This window comes from Lysinibacillus sp. CTST325, assembly GCF_054665055.1.
Genome location: NZ_BAAFHO010000008.1, coordinates 122,270 through 142,401 on the forward strand (window position 1 = coordinate 122,270; position 20,132 = coordinate 142,401).

At 36.9% G+C, this 20,132-nt stretch carries 18 protein-coding genes and 1 other annotated feature; of the genes, 11 read left to right on the forward strand and 7 right to left on the reverse strand.

Annotated features, from left to right (window positions below):
- Positions 1-93 precede the first annotated feature (93 nt).
- The 4 genes from ACYQ73_RS17860 (at position 94) to ACYQ73_RS17875 (ending at position 3,343) form a co-directional block, all read left to right on the forward strand.
- The gene (locus ACYQ73_RS17860; protein WP_460013737.1) at positions 94-699 is read left to right on the forward strand and encodes a dienelactone hydrolase family protein; all 606 of its coding nucleotides are present in this window, start codon (positions 94-96) and stop codon (positions 697-699) included.
- The gene (locus ACYQ73_RS17865) at positions 686-1,642 is read left to right on the forward strand and encodes a LytTR family transcriptional regulator DNA-binding domain-containing protein (RefSeq protein WP_460013738.1); all 957 of its coding nucleotides are present in this window, start codon (positions 686-688) and stop codon (positions 1,640-1,642) included. Before ACYQ73_RS17860 ends, ACYQ73_RS17865 begins: the two co-directional genes overlap by 14 nt.
- 148 nt (positions 1,643-1,790) lie before the next feature.
- Entirely contained in the window at positions 1,791-2,639 is an 849-nt protein-coding gene (locus ACYQ73_RS17870; RefSeq protein ID WP_460013739.1) for an ABC transporter ATP-binding protein, read from the forward strand.
- Positions 2,636-3,343: an ABC transporter permease gene (locus ACYQ73_RS17875; RefSeq protein WP_460013740.1), complete on the forward strand. Its 708-nt coding sequence runs from the start codon at positions 2,636-2,638 to the stop codon at positions 3,341-3,343. Before ACYQ73_RS17870 ends, ACYQ73_RS17875 begins: the two co-directional genes overlap by 4 nt.
- A 30-nt stretch (positions 3,344-3,373) precedes the next feature.
- On the opposite strand, the gene ACYQ73_RS17880 is transcribed toward ACYQ73_RS17875, so the two are convergent.
- Entirely contained in the window at positions 3,374-3,970 is a 597-nt protein-coding gene (locus ACYQ73_RS17880) for a GNAT family N-acetyltransferase (protein ID WP_460013741.1), read from the reverse strand.
- 95 nt (positions 3,971-4,065) lie between these two features.
- Here ACYQ73_RS17880 and pdxR point away from each other — a divergent pair, with 95 nt between their 5' ends.
- Entirely contained in the window at positions 4,066-5,442 is a 1,377-nt protein-coding gene (gene pdxR / locus ACYQ73_RS17885) for a MocR-like pyridoxine biosynthesis transcription factor PdxR (protein ID WP_460013742.1), read from the forward strand.
- A 108-nt stretch (positions 5,443-5,550) separates the two neighbouring features.
- Here the strand turns inward: pdxR and ACYQ73_RS17890 are convergent, their stop codons facing one another.
- The 3 genes from ACYQ73_RS17890 to ACYQ73_RS17900 form a co-directional block, all read right to left on the reverse strand.
- Positions 5,551-6,588: a hypothetical protein gene (locus ACYQ73_RS17890; protein ID WP_460013743.1), complete on the reverse strand. Its 1,038-nt coding sequence runs from the start codon at positions 6,586-6,588 to the stop codon at positions 5,551-5,553.
- Between the two features lie 18 nt (positions 6,589-6,606).
- Positions 6,607-8,064: an MBOAT family O-acyltransferase gene (locus ACYQ73_RS17895; protein WP_460013744.1), complete on the reverse strand. Its 1,458-nt coding sequence runs from the start codon at positions 8,062-8,064 to the stop codon at positions 6,607-6,609.
- A 623-nt stretch (positions 8,065-8,687) separates the two neighbouring features.
- Positions 8,688-9,656 (reverse strand): quinone oxidoreductase family protein, encoded by a 969-nt coding sequence (locus tag ACYQ73_RS17900; RefSeq protein ID WP_460013745.1) that lies wholly within the window; start codon positions 9,654-9,656, stop codon positions 8,688-8,690.
- A gap of 76 nt (positions 9,657-9,732) precedes the next feature.
- Here ACYQ73_RS17900 and ACYQ73_RS17905 point away from each other — a divergent pair, with 76 nt between their 5' ends.
- The 5 genes from ACYQ73_RS17905 (at position 9,733) to ACYQ73_RS17925 (ending at position 14,725) form a co-directional block, all read left to right on the forward strand.
- Positions 9,733-11,367: an ABC transporter substrate-binding protein gene (locus ACYQ73_RS17905; protein ID WP_460013746.1), complete on the forward strand. Its 1,635-nt coding sequence runs from the start codon at positions 9,733-9,735 to the stop codon at positions 11,365-11,367.
- The gene (locus ACYQ73_RS17910) at positions 11,367-11,981 is read left to right on the forward strand and encodes a hypothetical protein (protein WP_460013747.1); all 615 of its coding nucleotides are present in this window, start codon (positions 11,367-11,369) and stop codon (positions 11,979-11,981) included. Before ACYQ73_RS17905 ends, ACYQ73_RS17910 begins: the two co-directional genes overlap by 1 nt.
- 129 nt (positions 11,982-12,110) lie before the next feature.
- Positions 12,111-12,375: a binding site (T-box leader), on the forward strand.
- Positions 12,376-12,442: 67 nt separating this feature from the next.
- Positions 12,443-13,690, forward strand: coding sequence for an MFS transporter (locus tag ACYQ73_RS17915; protein ID WP_460013748.1), 1,248 nt, complete (start codon positions 12,443-12,445; stop codon positions 13,688-13,690).
- A 104-nt stretch (positions 13,691-13,794) separates the two neighbouring features.
- Positions 13,795-14,004, forward strand: a complete 210-nt coding sequence (locus ACYQ73_RS17920) for a hypothetical protein (protein ID WP_460013749.1) — start codon at positions 13,795-13,797, stop codon at positions 14,002-14,004.
- A 469-nt stretch (positions 14,005-14,473) separates the two neighbouring features.
- A complete protein-coding gene (locus ACYQ73_RS17925; RefSeq protein WP_460013750.1) occupies positions 14,474-14,725 on the forward strand; it encodes a hypothetical protein in 252 nt (83 codons plus the stop codon).
- A gap of 438 nt (positions 14,726-15,163) precedes the next feature.
- Here the strand turns inward: ACYQ73_RS17925 and ACYQ73_RS17930 are convergent, their stop codons facing one another.
- The 3 genes from ACYQ73_RS17930 to ACYQ73_RS17940 all read right to left on the reverse strand — a co-directional run bounded on the left by ACYQ73_RS17930 (position 15,164) and on the right by ACYQ73_RS17940 (position 18,934).
- On the reverse strand, positions 15,164-16,348 hold the full coding sequence (locus ACYQ73_RS17930) for an NAD(P)/FAD-dependent oxidoreductase (RefSeq protein ID WP_460013751.1): 1,185 nt from the start codon (positions 16,346-16,348) through the stop codon (positions 15,164-15,166).
- 50 nt (positions 16,349-16,398) lie between these two features.
- Positions 16,399-16,827, reverse strand: coding sequence for a helical membrane plugin domain-containing protein (locus ACYQ73_RS17935; RefSeq protein ID WP_049667242.1), 429 nt, complete (start codon positions 16,825-16,827; stop codon positions 16,399-16,401).
- A 592-nt stretch (positions 16,828-17,419) separates the two neighbouring features.
- Positions 17,420-18,934, reverse strand: coding sequence for an MDR family MFS transporter (locus ACYQ73_RS17940; RefSeq protein WP_460013752.1), 1,515 nt, complete (start codon positions 18,932-18,934; stop codon positions 17,420-17,422).
- A 158-nt stretch (positions 18,935-19,092) separates the two neighbouring features.
- Between ACYQ73_RS17940 and ACYQ73_RS17945 the strand changes: the two genes are divergently transcribed.
- Complete coding sequence (locus ACYQ73_RS17945; RefSeq protein ID WP_460013753.1) at positions 19,093-19,998, forward strand: TetR/AcrR family transcriptional regulator; 906 nt, start codon at positions 19,093-19,095, stop codon at positions 19,996-19,998.
- The last annotated feature ends 134 nt before the right edge of the window (positions 19,999-20,132 follow it).

Below are 20,132 nucleotides of genomic sequence, written 5' to 3' on the forward strand. Positions count from 1 at the left end.
ACTATTCGGAATAAATCGATACCAATAATTCACAAAATATACTGTATGATTACTTTTTGGTACACTATTGAAAAAAGAAAAAATGAGGTCAACATGAAAAGGAAAATATTCATTCTACATGAGATTTATGGCGTCAACGATTTTATAAAAACGCAAGCTGAAGCATACGGTAACGCCAACACGACTGTTGAGTGCATTTCTTTATATTCAGACGATAGAATATTTCCATATGAACAAGAACAGGAAGCCTATGAATATTTCACAAATGAAGTTGGCTTTGATGCTCCTCTCGATAAACTATCCGAAAAGATATTGGAAGCTAGAACACATTTTGATGAAGTGCTGTTAATCGGATTTAGTGTAGGTGCAACATTAGCTTGGAGACTATCATCGCTACCATTACAACGTATCGTTTGCGTTTATGGTTCACGCATTTGTCAATACTTGGATGCAATCCCCTCCTGTCCGACACTCGTTATTTTACCAAGTCATGAGAAAAGTTTTAATGTCCATGAATTAAAAGAAACACTCGATACGTTTCCATCTGTTCATACGAGACAATATATAGGTCAGCACGGTTTTATGGACTTTAATAACGCAAACTACCATCATGGAAGTTTTTTACAGTCACGAACCGAAATCTCGCAATTTTTCGAAATCAAACGAAGTCAAGGAGGACTAAGTAATGAATCAAAATGAAAGCATAATTATTGACCCTTATATAGAAGGAGGAAATGTAATTTATCCAAACTTTCACCTATCTATGCAGCCTGGTATTATTATCGGCATCAATACGGATGTGTCAAAAATACATACATTATCACAATGGTTTTCGAAGCAAAGTAATACGTATACACATTTTCGTGAAAACGCCTTGTATGAGCGACTGACGGTTCGAGAATATATCAACTTTTGCTTAAAGCTTTTCAATGCTTCTTCTGAAAAAAGGGAGGATCTATTAAAATTATTCGCTTTAATGGAGAAAAAAAGCATTAAAATCAGCAAGCTTTCGAATGGAGAAAAGCAACGTTTAAAATTGATTCATACATATCTCGATCCGGCACAGATACATGTTTTAGAAGAGCCATTTCAAAACCTAGATGAGTTTTCCAAGCAAAACGTCATTCAGTTATTGGATGCCCTTCAACAACAGAATAAAACAGTCATTTTATTATCTAACAATCTTGAGGATTTAATTATTTCGAGTACAGAAGTACATAGACTAGATACAATGGGCATACATGCATTAGATGTTAAAGAGGATGAAACAGAAACGGCTTCCCCCCCTCAAGAAAACGTACCGATTCGACTTGATAAAATCCCTACAAAGAAAAATGATAAGATCATTTTATTTAATCCCCCTGAAATTGATTTTATCGAAAGTGTTGAGGGTGTTGTTTCACTATATGTTGCAGGTGAAGCCTATCCATGTACATTATCATTAAATGATCTTGAGCAAAAATTGACACCGTTCGGCTTCTTTAGAAGTCATCGCTCTTATATCGTTAACTTACAAAAAGTACGGGAAATCATTACGTGGACTCGCAATAGCTACAGCCTAGCCTTAAACAGCAATGAAAAGACCGTCGTACCTTTGTCGAAAAACAAGCTCGCAGATTTAAAGGAAATACTCGGAATTTAGTAGATTTCCCAGGAAATAAACGACTCCTGTCAGCTAAACTATTTCTCCGCTAAAGGTGATTTTACTGCCTTTCACCTGTAATTTAATGTCGAGACCCTTATTGTCCCTTATAGTGTAGATATCAACAACAACACAGGGAGGTTTTCAAATGAACGCAGTGATCGATGTTCAGCATTTGAAAAAAACATTTAATAAGGAAGCCGCATTACAGGATGTTTCATTTACTATTCAAAAAGGGGAAATATTCGGCTTTCTTGGACCTAGCGGATCCGGAAAAACTACTACTATTAAAATATTAACAGCGCAAACTGAAAAAACTGCTGGCGACGTTTTATTGTTTGGCCGCCCAGTAAATGAGATGAAACAAAGTAACAATCGTAAACGCTTCGGTATTTTAACAGATAATAGCGGACTGTATACGCGACTTTCAATCGAGGAAAATTTATTACTATACAGTAACTTATATCAATTACCTAAATCAGCCGTAAAAGAGGCGTTGGATTTTGTTAACTTATACGGTCATCGTAAAAAGAAAATTAGTCAACTTTCTAAAGGAATGATGCAACGTGTTACGCTTGCACGTGCCATCATGCATAAACCAGAATTATTATTTTTAGATGAACCAACTTCTGCACTCGATCCTGTTAATACCCAGCACATTTATAATGGCTTGCGTAAATTAAACGAGATGGGTACGACAATATTTTTAACAACACATGATATGAGTGAAGCCGAAATACTTTGTGATCGTGTAGCCTTCTTACATAAAGGTAAAATTCGAGCAATTGGTGCGCCAAAGGATTTGAAAAAAGAGTTCGGTGATGACTCTATTACAGTTGAATTAAAAAATGGTGCTTGTGAAGTTATTCAAACTGGAGAACAAGATGCTGAAAAACTGTTTCATTGGATGCAATCTAACGAAGTTTCTCGTATATATTCGAACGAGCCAACACTAGGGAATATTTTTATGCAAATAACAGGGAGTGATTTAGTATGAACATTTCAATGACACGTATTCAAGCTATTTTAATGAAGGATTACAAGGAATTTTCCCGTAACTATGCGGTATCCGTTATGGTACTTATGCCACTTATTATGGCATTTTTATTTAATAAAACAGGTGGAAATAATATCAACACCTATTTCCTTACAGTAAATATGGCATTTTCTATGGTGACTGCCTACGTACAATGCTGTCTAATTGCCGAGGAGAAAGAAAAAAATACGCTTCGTAGTCTCATGCTTTCCCCTGCTTCACTTGGCGATATTTTAATTGGTAAAAGCTTGTTTGTCTTTATCCTTACAATGGTAATTGTAGCATTGACTATTTTCATTGTTGGCTATAACCCAGCTAATCTTTTCATCTTAGCTATCGCTTTAATACTTTCGACTGTATTCTATATTGCAATAGGAACATTATGTGGATTATTCGCTAAAACGGTTATGGAAGGATCTCTTATCATTCTACCAGTTATCCTTATTTTCACGTTGAGCTCTTCTGCCCTAGCATTATCGTCTGCCTTTCCTATTTTAAAAATTGCAGAGTGGTTACCAAGTTCTCAATTGGTACTATTAGCAGAGGCTCTAGAAGGCACATACACAACAATGGACGTCATTATTCCAATGGCTACAATTATCGTTTGGTCACTAGTTACTTGGATTGTAGTAGGATTTATTTATAAAAAAAGAATGGTCGACTAATGACCATTCTTTTTTTATGTAATAATTTCTTTATCCCAATTTCTCTGTAGCATCAACTAGCAACTGCTGCAAATGGTTTTTCACTTGTGGCCATTCTTGTAGAGTAATGCTGTACATCACTGTATGACGAATTGTACCATCCTTCCGCACCATATGATTACGTAAGACCCCCTCCTTTGTTGCCCCTAAACGTTCAACCGCCTTTTGAGAACGTAAATTTTCGTGGTCTGTTTTTATTTGAACACGCTGTAAATTGAGTACTTCAAAGCAATATTGTAATAATAAATATTTACAATTTGTATTAATGGCCGTACGCCAAAAAGCAGGTGTAATCCACGTAGTACCTATTTCAAGCCGTTTATTTGTTTCATCAATATCCATAAACCGAGTCGAGCCGATGATTTGTCCGGATTTTTTATCCACAATTACAAATGGGAACTCAGTTTTTTCACGTTTTGTTATTAATGCCTTGTCCACAAAGTTATTCACATCGACCATTTTCTCAATTGTTGTGGACATGTGTGGCCATATCTCTGGATAACTACCTGCTTCCAATAATCCTTGCGCATCCTCTTGTTCTAATGGCTTCAGTAATACTACCTCATTTTCTAATGCTATAAAATTCATGTTGCTTCACTCCTTTTTTACTATTTAAGGGTATTTTTGATATGATAGATAGAACCAATTTTCTAAAAATACACCGTACCAGGAGGTGCAATATTTTGGAGTTATCGATTTCATTTACTGGAGATGCATCGAAATACGTGCAAATTTACGAGGAATTAAAACAAGCAATTTTAAGCAAGAAACTACTGGCCCACGAGCAATTGCCTTCTAAACGAACACTTGCTAAAACGCTTGATGTTAGTGTCCATACGATTAAGGAAGCTTATGAACAATTACTAGCTGAAGGCTATATCTATAGTAAGGAACGCTCTGGCTATTTTATAGCGCCCTTTGAATTTGAATGGGGACAGCAGCAAAAACAGCACATATCCACAGCTATAACATCAACTACCTATACTATAAAATTTGATTTTAATAACGGACATGTGGATAAGGAAGCTTTTCCATTTTCGATCTGGCATAAACTGTTGAAAAAGCACTTTAATGTGGATAATTTAACAACAAGTCCTTGGCCAGGAGAAGCTATATTGCGGACGGAAATCGCTCGCTATGTTGAACGATCAAGAGGAGTTACTTGTGAGGCATCACAGGTGTTTGTTTATAGTGGTACACAAAATCAGCTGCAGGCTCTCTGTCACTTTTTTGGCCAAAAAGCACACGTTGGCTTAGAGGAGCCTGGCTTTAAAAGAGTACGTGCAACATTGCAACAATGTGGATTAACAACTCATACTATTCCTGTTGATAACTTAGGGGTAACCATACCGAAAGAATCCATCCACATGTTATACACAACACCCGCACACCAGTTTCCGCTTGGGATGGTCATGCCGGTTGAACGCCGTGCAGAACTTCTACAATGGGCCACTTCCGAGAAGGCCTATATTATTGAGGATGACTATGACTCAGAATTTCGTTATAAAGGGCTCCCCATCCCCTCTTTAGCAAAAATGGATCAGCTGCAACGCGTTATTTATTTCGGAACCTTTTCTAAAACACTTATTCCGTCGCTGCGTATTAGTTATATGATTTTGCCTAAATCGTTAGTCGAAGAATTTATGCTATTTAATCAGGAGCAAAAGTCTGTTGTCTCAAAAATAGATCAACTAGTATTAGCCGATTTTATTGCTCAAGGCTTATTCGATAAGCACTTAGCCAAAATGCGCACTATTTATCGCAAAAAGCAACAAGCTTTACTAGCAGCGATTACCGCAAATTTTTCTGAGGCATTCGAAGTAATTGGTGAAAAATCTGGACTACATATTATTATGAAGTTACCAAAAAGGCTTACTGAACAGGATGCGATTATGCTTGCCCAGGAGGTAGGAATCAAAGTCTATCCATGTTCAACTTCCTATCAACAAGACTCTATACATGCTATGATCCTTATGGGCTACGGTGGGCTAACCCTTAAGCAAATCAATGAAGGCATCGCGTTACTTGCAACAGTTTGGCAATCATCCATGCCAGAATAATTTTAAGTAACCTTTTAATAGACAAAAAAAGATGACTCCGACAGTACATATCAGAGTCATTTTTTTATCACTTAGTCAATATTCATCCCGCATTAACAGGCATTAATTTCACTTTATATCTACCACTACATTTTTAAGGTACTCATCAAGTTTCCCTTTATCTACAGTCTGCATAATAGTTGAACGTTCTTCTCTGTTCTCTAAAGCTTTAATAATTAAATCCCCAACATTTGGATAGTAATGCAACCAGTCGAAAAAGTTGTTCTCATTCTTCGTTACTTCATTCACACCATGGAAGCTATACACGGTACCAAACACATCTACCATATCATTCATCCATCTACTATAAGCCTCATAACGATTTTCATTATGCAAAATTGTCTGAAGCCGTTTGGCAGGCATTAATTCTGTAAAGACCACTAGTTCTGTATTTGGGAATGCATCTTTTATAGCTTGAAGCCTTTTTCGATAGTCGGTATCGTACATAAAAGGCTTAGCTGCCTCTGCCTTAAAATTCTTCTGAAATTTTTGCCATCCCTGCTCCATATCATCATTGGGATACGTAGTTTGTGCAATATTATTACGTGTGTAACTGCGAGCACCGTCGTAATGATTTGCTTTTGAAATATCATAATTAAAAAGAGCATAATGCATCGTGCTTTCTGAATATAAGGACTTTATTGCATAAAAAGGTGCCTCCGACGTCTCGATATAAGTTTGCGGCGGATTCGATGTACTAGGTTTGCCAGCATTCGCCGAATCAAAATATAACTCAATAAAAATTCTCTTAAATGGCTTACCATTTTTCTTTTCAGCATATTTCATGTAAGGCAAATATTCTGTAATATGCAGTCCACTTAATGAATAGTTATAAACATCTTCTTTTGTAAAAGCCCTCTCATCAAGATACGTAATCCTGCTCGTTCCCATTAACAAACTGTCATAGTTAAAATCATGGCTATTGATATAATTTGTTTTTAATTGTCTTTCATCAAAGCCAAGCTGATAGTCGTTAAAATCATTCGCATGTGTGTAATTCCAAAGAGGGTCAATATAATAATTGAAACCCATAATTCCGAAAACAGGTAATCCTATTACTATGAATGATGTGGCAAATAATTTTACTAACCATTTTTTCGGATCCAAGTTCATTCACACCTTTATTTAGAAATTAAAATATAAGAATATACTATTTTTTTGCATATAGTAAATCGATACTAGCACTAGTGCAATCATAAATTGCGTATAAATAATTGCTCCCCAATTAAATTTCATCTTATCCATTAATTGAATAGAATTTAATGTAGTAAACGCAATAACAAGTGTGATTAAGAGTCCTACAACAATCACTATTGGATCACCGAATGATAGTCCCAAAATATTAAAGGCTTCCGCTTGAGCAAAATTAGTGTGCGGTTCCGTAAAGAAATCAGTTATAGCTGTCATGTTTGGCGTAAACATTTTGGCTAAAATAGTATTCGCTTGCTCAATACTTGTTGCACGGAAATATACCCAAGCGATATTAACAAATTGGAAAGTCATAAACCACGAAAGTAAATACGGAAGTTTTATACCTGTTTTACTAAAAAGTCTCACAACAACAGACGCAAAGCCATGCAGAAGTCCCCATAAAATAAAATTCCATCCTGCACCATGCCAAAATCCACTGATGAAGAAAATAATTAATATATTTATATAGGTTCTAAAAGCCCCTTTACGACTACCACCTAATGGAAAATAGACATAGGTAGTTAAAAACCGGTTCAACGTCATATGCCACTTTTTCCAAAACTCCTGAATATTACGTGCTTTATAAGGAGAGTAGAAATTTACTGGCAGTTTAATATTAAATAATAATGCCAAACCGATCGCCATATCAGAATATCCACTAAAATCATAATAAAGTTGCACTGTATACGATAATGAGGTAATCCAAGCTTCTATAAAACTTAAGTTACTATAATTGGCAAAGCCTTCATTCGCCCATATGCCCACCGTATCAGCAATAACAACCTTCTTGACTAAACCAATTGCAAAAATAAATAAGCCTCGTGCTACATGTTCAGGAATAATTTTACGATTTTCCTTCGTATCATACTGTGGAAGCATTTCATCATGCTGAACAATTGGTCCTGCAATTAACTGCGGGAAAAACAAAATAAACAGCGCATAATGACTAAACTTATAATGAGCTGTTCCATCACGATAACTATCAACAATAAAAGCAATCTGTTGGAATGTAATAAAACTAAGTCCTAATGGTAGCAATAAATGCAACAGTGCAAAATTTGTACCAAATAAACTATTTATATTATCAATAAAGAAATCTGTATATTTATAGTAACAAAGAATTAAAATATTGAAGATAACGCCAATAATCATATACGTTTTTCTCGAACGACTATTGGTATTACTAATCACCCGACTTAAAGCAAAGTTCACAACTATTGAAATCGTGATGATTGTTAAATAAGTTAACTTAAAATAGCCGTAAAAAAACAAAGAGCTCAGTACCAACCAATAAATCGCATATTGCTGGTTCCTGAAACGATTTAATAAAAAATAGAGAATAAATGTTATTGGTAAAAATAGAAAAATAAATTCAAAGGAATTAAAAAGCATTGCACCACTCCCCTAATAGCCATTCCTTTATATTCAAAATTTAAGACTCTTCACCACAACATTTCCGTTCCGACTAGACGCTTACTTGAAGGCGTTCGCTTGCGCTCCAGGGGTCTCGTCTTTGACGCTTTTCCAAAGGCCCTACAATCAACCTAAAAACACGGCATACGTTTAACAAATATTTAGTGAAGAGTCTATCAAATTTAATGTTTTAATATTATATTTACATCACTTAAATTAGCCATATAACACTTTAACATTGATACACTCGTTAAATCTAAATGAAATAAATACCATAGTTAGATGCAGTATGTATTTAAAGAGGCCAAATATAATATTATAATAAAAAGTTGGCCAAAAACAAATAACAATATCAAAATAAGGTAGAGAAAGACAAAAATCTATATAATAATACCTCATTTTAACAATTGTTTAAAGGAGATTCCTGTTTATTGTTGAAAAATGTTTATTTAGGATTATACTTACAAACTATGTGGTAATTCTTAATGGGTGGGCTTGATTTTGGGCCATCCACTCACCACAATGCTGTTTTCGAGCTACAGGCTCTAAAATAAAAGTAACCTCTGTATAGCATGTTGATTACTATACAGAGGTTGTTCATTTTATATTTTAATTAAAATCTTCCCTTGATGCTGGCGACTTTCCATCAAATCATGCGCTTTCTGCATGTCTTCTAATGCAAAGATATTAGCAATTGGTACTTGGAAACTTTCATCCTTCAACAATGCAAACATCTCTTGTGCAACTTGTTGTAGCATTTCAGGCTTAGAAGCTCGAGTCGTTCCAAGGCTAAAACCTTTCACATTGCGGCAGCTACCATGTAAATCAGATGTTTTTATATTCCCGGCTTTACCACCACTATTTCCAAATTGCACTAGCGTCCCATACGGAGCTAAACAGTTAAAACTCTCTTCCGTAATATCCCCAGCAATGGAGTCAAAAATAATGTTAACACCATGACCATCCGTATATTCATTGACTTGCGCACTAAAATTATCGTATGTCAGTACATGATGTGCACCTAGTTCAAGGGCAATTGTCGCTTTCTTCATATCACCAACTGTACCAATAATCTTCTTGGCGCCTAGCTTTTTCGCCATTTGAATCAGCATTGTTCCTGCCCCACCAGATGCAGCATGAATTAATACGCTATCATCTGAGCTAATTGGAGCGATTTGATGTGTCAAAAGATAGGATAGAAACAAAACCGTTGGCACAGCAGCCGCCTTTTCCAAAGGGACATCATCCGGAACTTTAAAGACGAGCTGCTCTTTAGCCACCACATATTCTGCATAGGCTCCATTTTTCGGGAATGCAATAACTTGGTCTCCCCTTTTAAAAATACTGTTCCCCTCAAAAACCTCTTCAACTACACCAGCTACATCTAAACCGAGTATCATTGGAAAATTTGCTTTTGCTTTATTACCTGTTCTATTTTTAATATCAGCAAAATTCACACTCGTATATGTCGTACGTATTAATACTTCCCCTGCTGAAATAGTGGGCTTTGGACATTCCCCATACTTTAAAACATCAGAAGTACCAAACTCATTAATGATCACAGCCTTCATAAATTTCCCCCTCCTTGTTATAGTAAAAGTATAAAATAGAATAATTTCCATAAAAAGAGACAAAAGGAGATATTAAATGTCCACCTTTCTTTCAAAAAATAAAACACTATTTTATTTACTTTCACTCTATTGTCAACAGAAGAACGGTACCTTTCATCTACAGCAATTAGCTACTTTATTAAAAATAAGTCCTAAACAATTGAATCGTTATCTTAAATTATTTCAGAAACACAATTGGCTAAATTATAATGCTGGGAATGGGCGTGGACACTTGTCCAAAATTCAATGGCATGGAGATATTGAACAAATTATTGTAGATCAGCTTAAATCCCATCTCTCTACAATGACTATGATAGATTGGGGAGAATTATTTGCATTTCCTAATTTAACGGATTCTTTAGCAATGAACTTTAAGCATCTATATCAACAAAATATAAAAAACAATATCCTATATAATGAGCGTTTGATTGTACCTATCTACCACCCTATTTATACTTTACAGCCTAATCAAGTAAACGATATTTATAGTGCTGCACTTTTATCCAATTTAACAAATCGTTTAGTTGAAGCAGATGCGAATGGTAATATTATTCCTTCTCTCGCGCACCATTGGAAAGTTAATGACATAACATTGCGTCTTTATTTACGAAAAAATGTTGCATTCCACAATGGCGATTTACTAACAGCACATGATGTAGCTTGGTGTTTGCGTCAACTACTACATCTTCCTTTATGGCAGCCTATTCGAGAAATTATCATTGTTGATATGTGGACAATTGATTTTATTTTTTCGGAATCTTGCACATACGCACTACACTTACTAACAGATATACAAGCGAGTATCTATAAAATTGAAGATAATGTAGTTTTCGGAACAGGTTCATTTGCAATATCAAAACATACACCCCATCAAATTGTTTTAGAAGCATATGACAATTATTTTGGCATGCGAGCATTATTGCATACGGTAGAATTAGACATACTTCCAAAAGGATCTAATTCGTTTTGTCAAACTAATTTATCAACTGACATTCATCGCAAAAAAATAAATATCCAAAACGGGGTTTGTGCAGTAATTTTAAATAAAAATAAAGAGGCTTGTTCAACTAAAGCGCAAAGGCAACATATTAAAAACATAATACACAAGCATTTATATAAAGCTATTCAAAAGGACTCTTCATTACAAAATCATTTAAGTAGTTTTGGTAATACTATCTTACCCCTATGTAAAAAAGAGGTTTTAAAAATCGGCGTGCCAAAAGGGAAAATCAATCTAAACCAATGCTTAATTTCATCTTTAACAAAGTATGGTTATCACCCTCAAACAGAAGTATTAACACTATCTCAATATATTAAAGATAGTCTTCAACCTCTTAAGTACGATGCATTTGTTTATACGAATGTCACAACTGTAAATAGTGCTTTTCACAAATTGCATGCCATGTTCAACCCAGTTTCTCCAATTTATAAAGTATGCAAAGAAGATAAATATTTTAAAAATATCTTTGAAAAGTTTAAATTAGCCACGATGGCAGAATGGCCGTTACTTTTCGATTCTTTAAACAACTATTTAATTGAAGAAGCTATTTTGATACCATTATTTACACATCTCGATGATATACCGTTTGCCCACGATATTTTAGAATTGGACTTCAACCACTTAGGGCACATCGACCTTTCAACAATTTGGTATGACAAGGAGGAATTATGATGAAAATCAAACCGAGAAAAGAACAATACAATGATGTTACATACAATTACTTTGATTTAGAAAGTAACAAGGTGTGCTTTATGTTCTCTGGCACAGGCTACACGTATGAAAAGCCACTTCTTTATTATTCCACTGAGCTAATGCTAGAGCTTGGCTATGATGTAGTACAAGTATGCTATTCATTTAATTCAAAGCAATTTGAGCAGGAGCCAGAAGCTATTTCAGCAATGGTTTATAATGCCGCGAATCCTATTGTGGAATATGTTTTAAGCACAAAATCTTATACAGAAGCTGTATACATTGGAAAATCACTCGGAACATTGCCTATTACAGATTTTTATATGCAGCAGTCTTCATCTGTTCCTTCTCGTTATGTACTTTTAACACCCCTACTGTCACTTGAGCATGTTATGAAAAATTTGCTTGGAAGGCAGGCATTTCTTGCAATCGGTACAGCTGACCCTCATTACTCTAAAGAAAGTTTAGAACAACTTTCTTCACATGAGCTTCTCATTATAGAAAATGCTGACCATTCTCTTGAAATAGCAAATCATACAGTTGAGTCGGTGATTCTTTGTCAGTCACTATTAACGGGGCTTAAAGCTTATCTTTAATAAAAATATCGGAACCTTTTCATGAAATATCGGTATGTTTTCAAGATTTATCGGAACAATTTCATAGTTTATCGGAATGTTTCAAAAATTAAATACTTTACCAAAATTCCAAATATATGCTACACTATCGAAAATACATTGAAGAGAAGAGTAAATAAGGCTGTTCTTCCCAGAGAGCTCGGGTTGCTGAAAACGAGTAAGAACGAATTATTGAAACAAGCCTCGGAGTAGCGCATTGGATTTCTGCTTGAATGATGATGCGACGGGAACTCCCGTTACAGAGTAACAGTATAAGCATAAGTATTTATGCCGTACTGAAAAGGCTATTATGGCGACATAATAGTGAACTAGGGTGGCACCACGTGAGTATAAATTCCACAATCTCGTCCCTAAGACAAATCGTCTTGGAGGTGGGATTTTTTTGCTTTAGTTACTTGTCATAACTACAAGGAGGAATTTATATGAGCATGAATAAATTATTAGAAGCATGGCGTTATCCAGCTATATTATTGTTTAGTATTGGTGTTTCCAGCGTTGGAAGCTGGATCTATTTTATAGCTTTAAATCTTATTGTCTTAAACCTTTCAGGGTCAGCTATAGCTGTGTCCGGTTTGTATATTGTTAGAGCGTCATCCACACTTTTTGCCAGCTTTTGGTCAGGTAGTTTGATAGATCGTTTAAATAAAAAATTTCTCATGATTGTTCTCAATCTTTTCGAATCTTTACTAATTGTCATACTACCTTTCTTCTCTACGTTGACTTGGATATATTTTATGGTCTTTGTGATCACAATGGCTAGTTCTATGTATCATCCAACTTCCATGACCTACATTACGAAATTAATACCAATTGAACAAAGAAAACGTTTTAACGCGCTTCGTAGCTTTCTTGATTCCGGCGCATTCATAACCGGTCCAGCCATTGCAGGACTGCTGTTTACGATTGGAACGCCTAATATGGCGATTTACTTGAATGCCATTGCTTTATTTATTTCAGCCTGTATTACATTAGGTATGCCTAATGTCGAAGCCAATCAAAAGCTGGCTAGTAAAGCAGATGAGAAAATTTCCTACAAGGTATTATTCAATGACTGGAAGCTTGTTATAAGATTTAGCCTTAAAAACCCTTATATTATGATGATCTATATTTTATTTAGTGCGATGATTGTTATGATGACGGCAACGGATTCTTTAGAGGCTGCCTTTGCTACTCAAGTACTTTCATTATCCGAAGGTGAATACGGTGTTTTAGTGGGCATAGCAGGTGCTGGTCTATTAGTTGGCTCTTTAATGAATACAGCAATCGTTGAAAAAGTGCCGACTGCTTGGCTAATAGGAATGGGTTCGTTAATAACGGCATTAGGCTATTTAACTTTTACATCCTCTTACACATTTCTAATCGCTTCTTTTGGATGCTTTATTTTGTCCTTTGCAACTGCCTTTGCCAATACAGGTTTCTATACTTTTTATCAAAACAACATTCCTGTCGATAGTATGGGGAGAATAGGCAGTATTTACGGTTTTGTAGAGGCTTTGTTCATTATTATCATAACTGCAGTCTTTGGAGTTACAGCTGAAATTATATCTATTCGATATGTTGTTGTCTCTGCAGCCATCATCATGTTTGTAGTAGCAACGATACTGCTAATTTTTAATGTTCAACCTTCAAAGTCCAGTTTTTATAGAAATATTTCTGAACTCAATGACTAGAATAGATTTCGATGCTATCGCTTCGCTTTCGGAGGCATAGCGATAAAAAATAGTAGCATCTCCTATTATAAGAGGTGCTACTTAAAATGTTGGGATAAGGCATAATGGTATTCTGCTGTCGTATCGATCACTTTGTTTATCGCTTTGGCTGGTCTTTCCGTCACTCTGTCGGGGCTATCCACGACTCGGGGTGTTCTATCCACGATTTTGGCCGTTCTATCCACGGCTTTGGCGATTCTATCCGTCACTTCGACTCTTCTTTCCGTCACTCTGATTTCTTTCCGTCGCTCCGACTCTTCTTTCCTTCGCTCTGATTTCTTTCCGTCGTTCTGACTCTTCTTTCCGTCGCCCTGACTCTTCTTTCCGTCGCCCTGGCTCTTCTTTCCGTCGCCCTGGCTCTTCTTTCCGTCGCTCTGATTTCTTTCCGCCGTTCTGACTCTTCTTTCCGTCGCTCTGGCTCTTCTTTCCGTCGCCCCAGCTCTTCTTTCCGTCGCTCTGGCTCTTCTTTCCGTCGCTCTGATTTCTTTCCGTCGCCCTGGCTCTTCTTTCCGTCGCTCTGACTCTTCTTTCCGTCGCTCTGGCTCTTCTTTCCGTCGCTCTGGCTCTTCTTTCCGTCGCTCTGGCTCTTCTTTCCGTCGCTCTGATTTCTTTCCGTCGCCCTGGCTCTTCTTTCCGTCGCTCTGATTTCTTTCCGCCGTTCTGACTCTTCTTTCCGTCGCTCTGGTTCTTCTTTCCGTCGCTCTGTCGGGGCTATCCACGATTTGGGGTGTTCTATCCACGACTTTGGCGATTCTATCCGTCGCTTTGGCCTTCCTATCCGTCACTTCGGCTCTTCTTTCCGTCACTCTGATTTCTTCCCGCCGTTCTGACTCTTCTTTCCGTCGCCCTGGCTCTTCTTTCCGTCGCCCCAGCTCTTCTTTCCGTCGTTCTGACTCTTCTTTCCGTCGCTCTGGCTCTTCTTTCCGTCGCCCCAGCTCTTCTTTCCGTCGCTCTGGCTCTTCTTTCCGTCGCTCTGATTTCTTTCCGTCGTTCTGACTCTTCTTTCCGTCGCCCTGGCTCTTCTTTCCGTCGCCCCGACTCTTCTTTCCGTCGCTCCGACTTTTCTTTCCGTCGCCCTGGCTCTTCTTCCGTCGCTCTGATTTCTTTCCGTCGCCCTGGCTCTTCCTTCCGTCGCCCTGGCTCTTCTTTCCGTCGCCCTGGCTCTTCTTTCCGTCGCTCTGGCTCTTCTTTCCATCGCTCTGGCTCTTCTTTCCGTCGCCCCGACTCTTCTTTCCATCACTTCGGCTCTTCTTTCCGTCGCTCTGATTTCTTTCCGTCGCCCTGGCTCTTCTTTCCGTCGCTCTGACTCTTCTTTCCGTCACTTCGACTCTTCTTTCCGTCGCCCTAGCTCTACTAACCGTCTCTCTAACTACCCTAACAAAACAAAAAAAGGGCATGAATTCAATATTACTATTGATTCATGCCCTTAAAATATTAATACGCTAAGCCGAATAGCGCTTTAATGTGTGTAAGATAGCGAATGTTAGACGCTTCTTTCATAAGTGTTGCAGGAAGACCTTTAAGTTCTGTGTTGCTAGCACCGATAGTCGCAACAGCGTCTTTACGGCCTAAGCTTGCAAGTGTACCAGAGTTAATTGCAGAGAAAGACTTCATCTCTTGGTTTTTGTATTGTGCGAATAAGTTGTAGCCAGCGCACTCACCCATTTGCCATGCAACTTGAGCAGTTGGTGCGTATAGCGGACGTCCGCCATCAGCTGGTAATGCAACAGATGCGTCACCAATTACGAATACATCATCGTGAGATGTTGATTGTAAGAACTCGTTAATCGTTGCTTTACCGCGGTCAGCAGCAAGGCCAGACTCGCCTACGATTGGAAGTGGAGCTACCCCACCTGTCCAAATAAGCGTATTGGCAACGATTGGTTCGCGATCTTTAAGAGAGATGACATTACCATCAACGCCTGTTACAGGAGTACCTGTAATGAATTCAACGCCACGTTTTGTTAAGCTTTCAGTAGCACGTTGGATAAGTGCATCTGGAAGTACTGGTAAGATTTTTGGACCAGCTTCAACAAGTTTGATTTTAAGATCAGCAAAGTTAACACCGTGTTTTGCTGCGATTTTCGGGAAGTTGTCCACGATTTCACCAACAAGCTCTACACCTGTTAAACCGCCACCACCGATAACGATTGTTGCATCTGCTTCGTCTTTTGTTTGTGCATATGCTTTAATACGGTCTTCGATGTGTTTGTTAATTTTGTTTGCTTCGTTCACTGATTTAAGTACCATAGAGTTTTCTTCTAATCCTGGGATACCGAAGAATCCAGTTTGGCTACCTAAAGATACTACTAAAGTATCGTAGTTTAAAGTATAACCAGTATCTAGGTCAACTTTTTTACTGTCTACATTGAATTTTGTAACTTTAGCGATTTGTAAATCGATATCTAAACCTTTAAAGATTTTTTTAAGTGGTAAAGCAACAGCACCTTCAGCAATAGTACCACCAGCTAAACGGTGAAGTTCAGTGATGATTTGGTGTGTTGGGAATTGGTTTACTACAGTAATTTTAGCTTCATCAGCTGATAGATACTTACGTGCTGTTAATGCAGTTAGAACGCCAGCGTAACCAGCACCTAAGATGACGATTTCTTTTGACATGATTAATTAATCCTCCGTCCTTACGAATTGAATGTATCTCGAGTCGAGTCTTATTTAGCTTTACGTTCAGCGCTTACTTGTAAGAAAGCATTAACAAAACGGAAAACACCTTGAACTTGTGGGTCCTTTAACATTTTCATAAGACCGAATAAACCAATTACTTCTTGGCTTTCAGAAGCACGGTCTTTCGCTTCAATTGCAGTAGCTGCAAGGTTTTTAGCTGAGCCTACTACTGGGCCAGCCATTTCTGTTACCGCACCAACAGTATCATTTTTAAGCACTTCGTCAGTTGCAACAGCTTGAGCAAACTCATATGATTTTGTTAATAGCGTCATCATCTCAGTTAACTTTGGTAATTGTTCAACTAAAGTTGTAAGTGATTCCTGAACCTCAGGCTTTAATAATTGATCTAGCACATCCAATTGTTCTTGACTCACAGTTAATTGTTCAGACTGTGTTTGGTTTTTCGTTTCTGACATTTTGAACTCTCCTTTGCCATCACTATTACTATTTTAATTTTATTGCTTCCATGTAAAAAAGACCATTAAGGCACTTCTTAACAGTCGTTACAGCGCGTATATCTTACAAATCACCAGTCTCAAGAGCTGGATAGCAATTCGTATAACTTGTTATTACAATGTTAACTTTATTTTGCAAAAAGTGCATCATAATTCCATCCTCATCTTGTCTTGGTGACATTACAAACTCCATTATAAGACTGTTTACACATTATTTCAATGAGCTAAATCACAATTTCGACAATCTTTTCAAAATTCATTGATTTTATCAACTATACATCGTATTTAAGTTTGCTTTTTGTCTCCACTGTTAAAAAATACAATATTTTCGATCTCAAATTTTTAAAATATCTCTGTAAAACATTTGATTTTCAATAGTATTTGTTCTATTTAAACTTCCCCTCAATTGTTCATGTAATACTAATAAAAAAATTTATCGCCTACATTTTTTTTATCGATAACTAATTACGATTCATCACCCAAATTGCCTCATTTCGATTATCAAAAAACCTGTTAGAAGAAAAATTCCTCTAACAGGTCTAAACATCACAAATTATTTAGTTGGTTTTTTCAAATCCATAGAAGCCGTTGAGCTTTCAATTTTTACGCGTTTTAGGAAGAACGCAAGCACTAGCGCAAGGACTGTAACACCAGCTGCTATTAAGAATGAGTGTGTAATACCATCTAATAAAGCAGTTTGTGCAATCTGATCCTGCATTTGTTGCATTTGTTCTGGCGTTGCTGCAACACCTGATTGCGCTGCATTGGCTTTTGCTTCTGCAATTAAATCTTCGGCTGTTGCTTTTGAACGGGTATTCATGAACGATACCATTACAGCACTACCAATCGCCCCCGCCACTTGTTGTAAAGTATTATTAATGGCTGTACCATGTGGGTTCATAATTTGCGGTAATTGGTTTAAACCGTTTGTCATAATTGGCATCATAACCATCGACATACCGAACATACGAATTGTGTACATAGACACGATAAATGTATAGCTTGAATCTAGTTCTAACTTTGTTAAACCGAATGTCGCAAGTGATGTAATCGTTAAACCGATAATCGCTAATATACGCGGTCCAAATTTATCAAAAAGTTTCCCTGTAATCGGCGACATAATCCCCATTACAAGTGCCCCAGGAAGCATCATTAAGCCTGCTTTAAATGGATCAATTCCACGAATCGATTGGACATAAGCAGGTGTTAAAATCATCCCCGAGAACATAGCCATTGAGACGATAACCGAGATAGCTGATCCCAATGCAAACATTGGATATTTATAAATACGTAATTCTAGTAAAGGTTGATCCATACGTATTTGTTTAAATATGAAGATGATTAAAGCAATAAAGCCAATTGAAATTGTGCCATATACCCAAGGACTTGACCAGCCCTTATCTCCTGCAGTACTGAAACCATATAGAATACCACCGAATGCAACTGTTGATAATAGTACTGATGGGAAATCTAAATGAACTTCGCGTGTTTCCATCACGTTTTCTAATTTCCAAATACCAAACAATAAACTAATTACAGCAAATGGAATAATCATTTGGAATAGCATACGCCAATCATGGTGTTCAATAATATATCCTGATAACGTTGGACCTATCGCTGGTGCAGAAATCATTACTAAACCGAAAATACCCATTGCTGCACCACGTTTTTCTTTTGGAAAACTAATCAGCATTACATTCATTAGAAGTGGTGACATACTTGCAGCCCCCGCTGCTTGTACCATACGACCTGCAAGTAACATACCAAAGTTAGGTGCAAAGGCAGCCATAATTGTACCGATTGTAAAGACTGACATCGCTGTAATAAATAAATGTCTATTTTTAAAGCGTGTTACAAAGAATGCTGAAGCAGGTACTAAAATCCCACTTACAAGCATATAGCCCGTTGATAGCCATTGTACCGTTGAATATGTTATACCAAAATCTTTCATGATTGTTGGTAATGCAACATTTAATAATGTGTTGTTTAAAAAAGCAACAAAAGCACCCACAAATAAAATTGAAATCATTCCATAGGGGGGCTTTTTCAGTGTTTGACCACTATTCATTTATATCCCTCAATTCGTTCTTGTTTTTTTCGATAAAACTTATTTTATACTCGCAGTCTACTTTTTTCAAGAATTAAGATTATATTTTTTAAAAACATTGATATATATGCGTTTAAGCTATAGAATAAGAGTATAATATTTTTAAAAAAGGTGAGGTTATGAACAAAAGAAAAAGACAAATCATTACTGCTGCCCGTGCCTTATTTATTGAAAAGGGATTCGTTGATACATCGATTAACGACATCATTAGCGAAGCCAAAATCTCAAAAGGCACATTTTATAATCATTTATCTTCTAAAAATGAATGCTTAATCGCTATATTAGACGAAGGGCGTGAGGAGGCAAGTAATCGCCGCCACGAACTGCTTTACGGCAAAGATCCTACTGATTTGGAAGTATTAACACAGCAAGTTGCGGTACTCATGTATGTCAATCGAGAACATAATTTAATTCAAATTTTTGAATCGGTTTTCCATTCTCGTGATAATGAACTAAAAAAAATTATTTTAAACTATCATTTGCAAGAGCTGGAGTGGCTTGCTAACCGACTTGTACAAGTTTTTGGAGAAGAAATTAGTCCAATTAGCTACGAATGTGCTGTCCAGACACTTGGTATGATTAACCTTTCAATACGTGCTGTCTTAATTGCTGATTATAAATATATAAATCGGGAAGCCATTGTACGTGTAGCATTACGCAATATTAGCGTAATTATACCTGTTATGCTTGAATCAAAAGAAATCCTCATTAGTACGGAAATGATCAACACGATACAAAACGTCGCGAACTATAAAACAGTTGATAAGGAAACGGTCATCGAGCAATTAACAGGCTTTAAGAAGGGATTATCGAAGAATGAAACAGCGGAAGGCTTAGAGTATGTAGAATTCTTATTAGAGGAATTACAGCTTGAGAAACCAAAGCTCTTTATTATTGAATCACTTCTCACACCTTTCCGGAAAGCATTCGTCGAAACCGAACACGAAGAAGAGGCACGTGATATCGCTAATAGCTTATGGCGCTATGTAAAAATTGAGCGACCATCAGAGCGTTGCATGAAGTAAAACTTATCTTTAGACACTTAAAGGGACTATATGGAAAGTGTAGTATCACGCTTTTCATATAGTCCCTTTTTGTATTTACTTTATTTAAATTAGGTTCGACATCAAATGGGTGAGATGACATTTTTTATATAAGT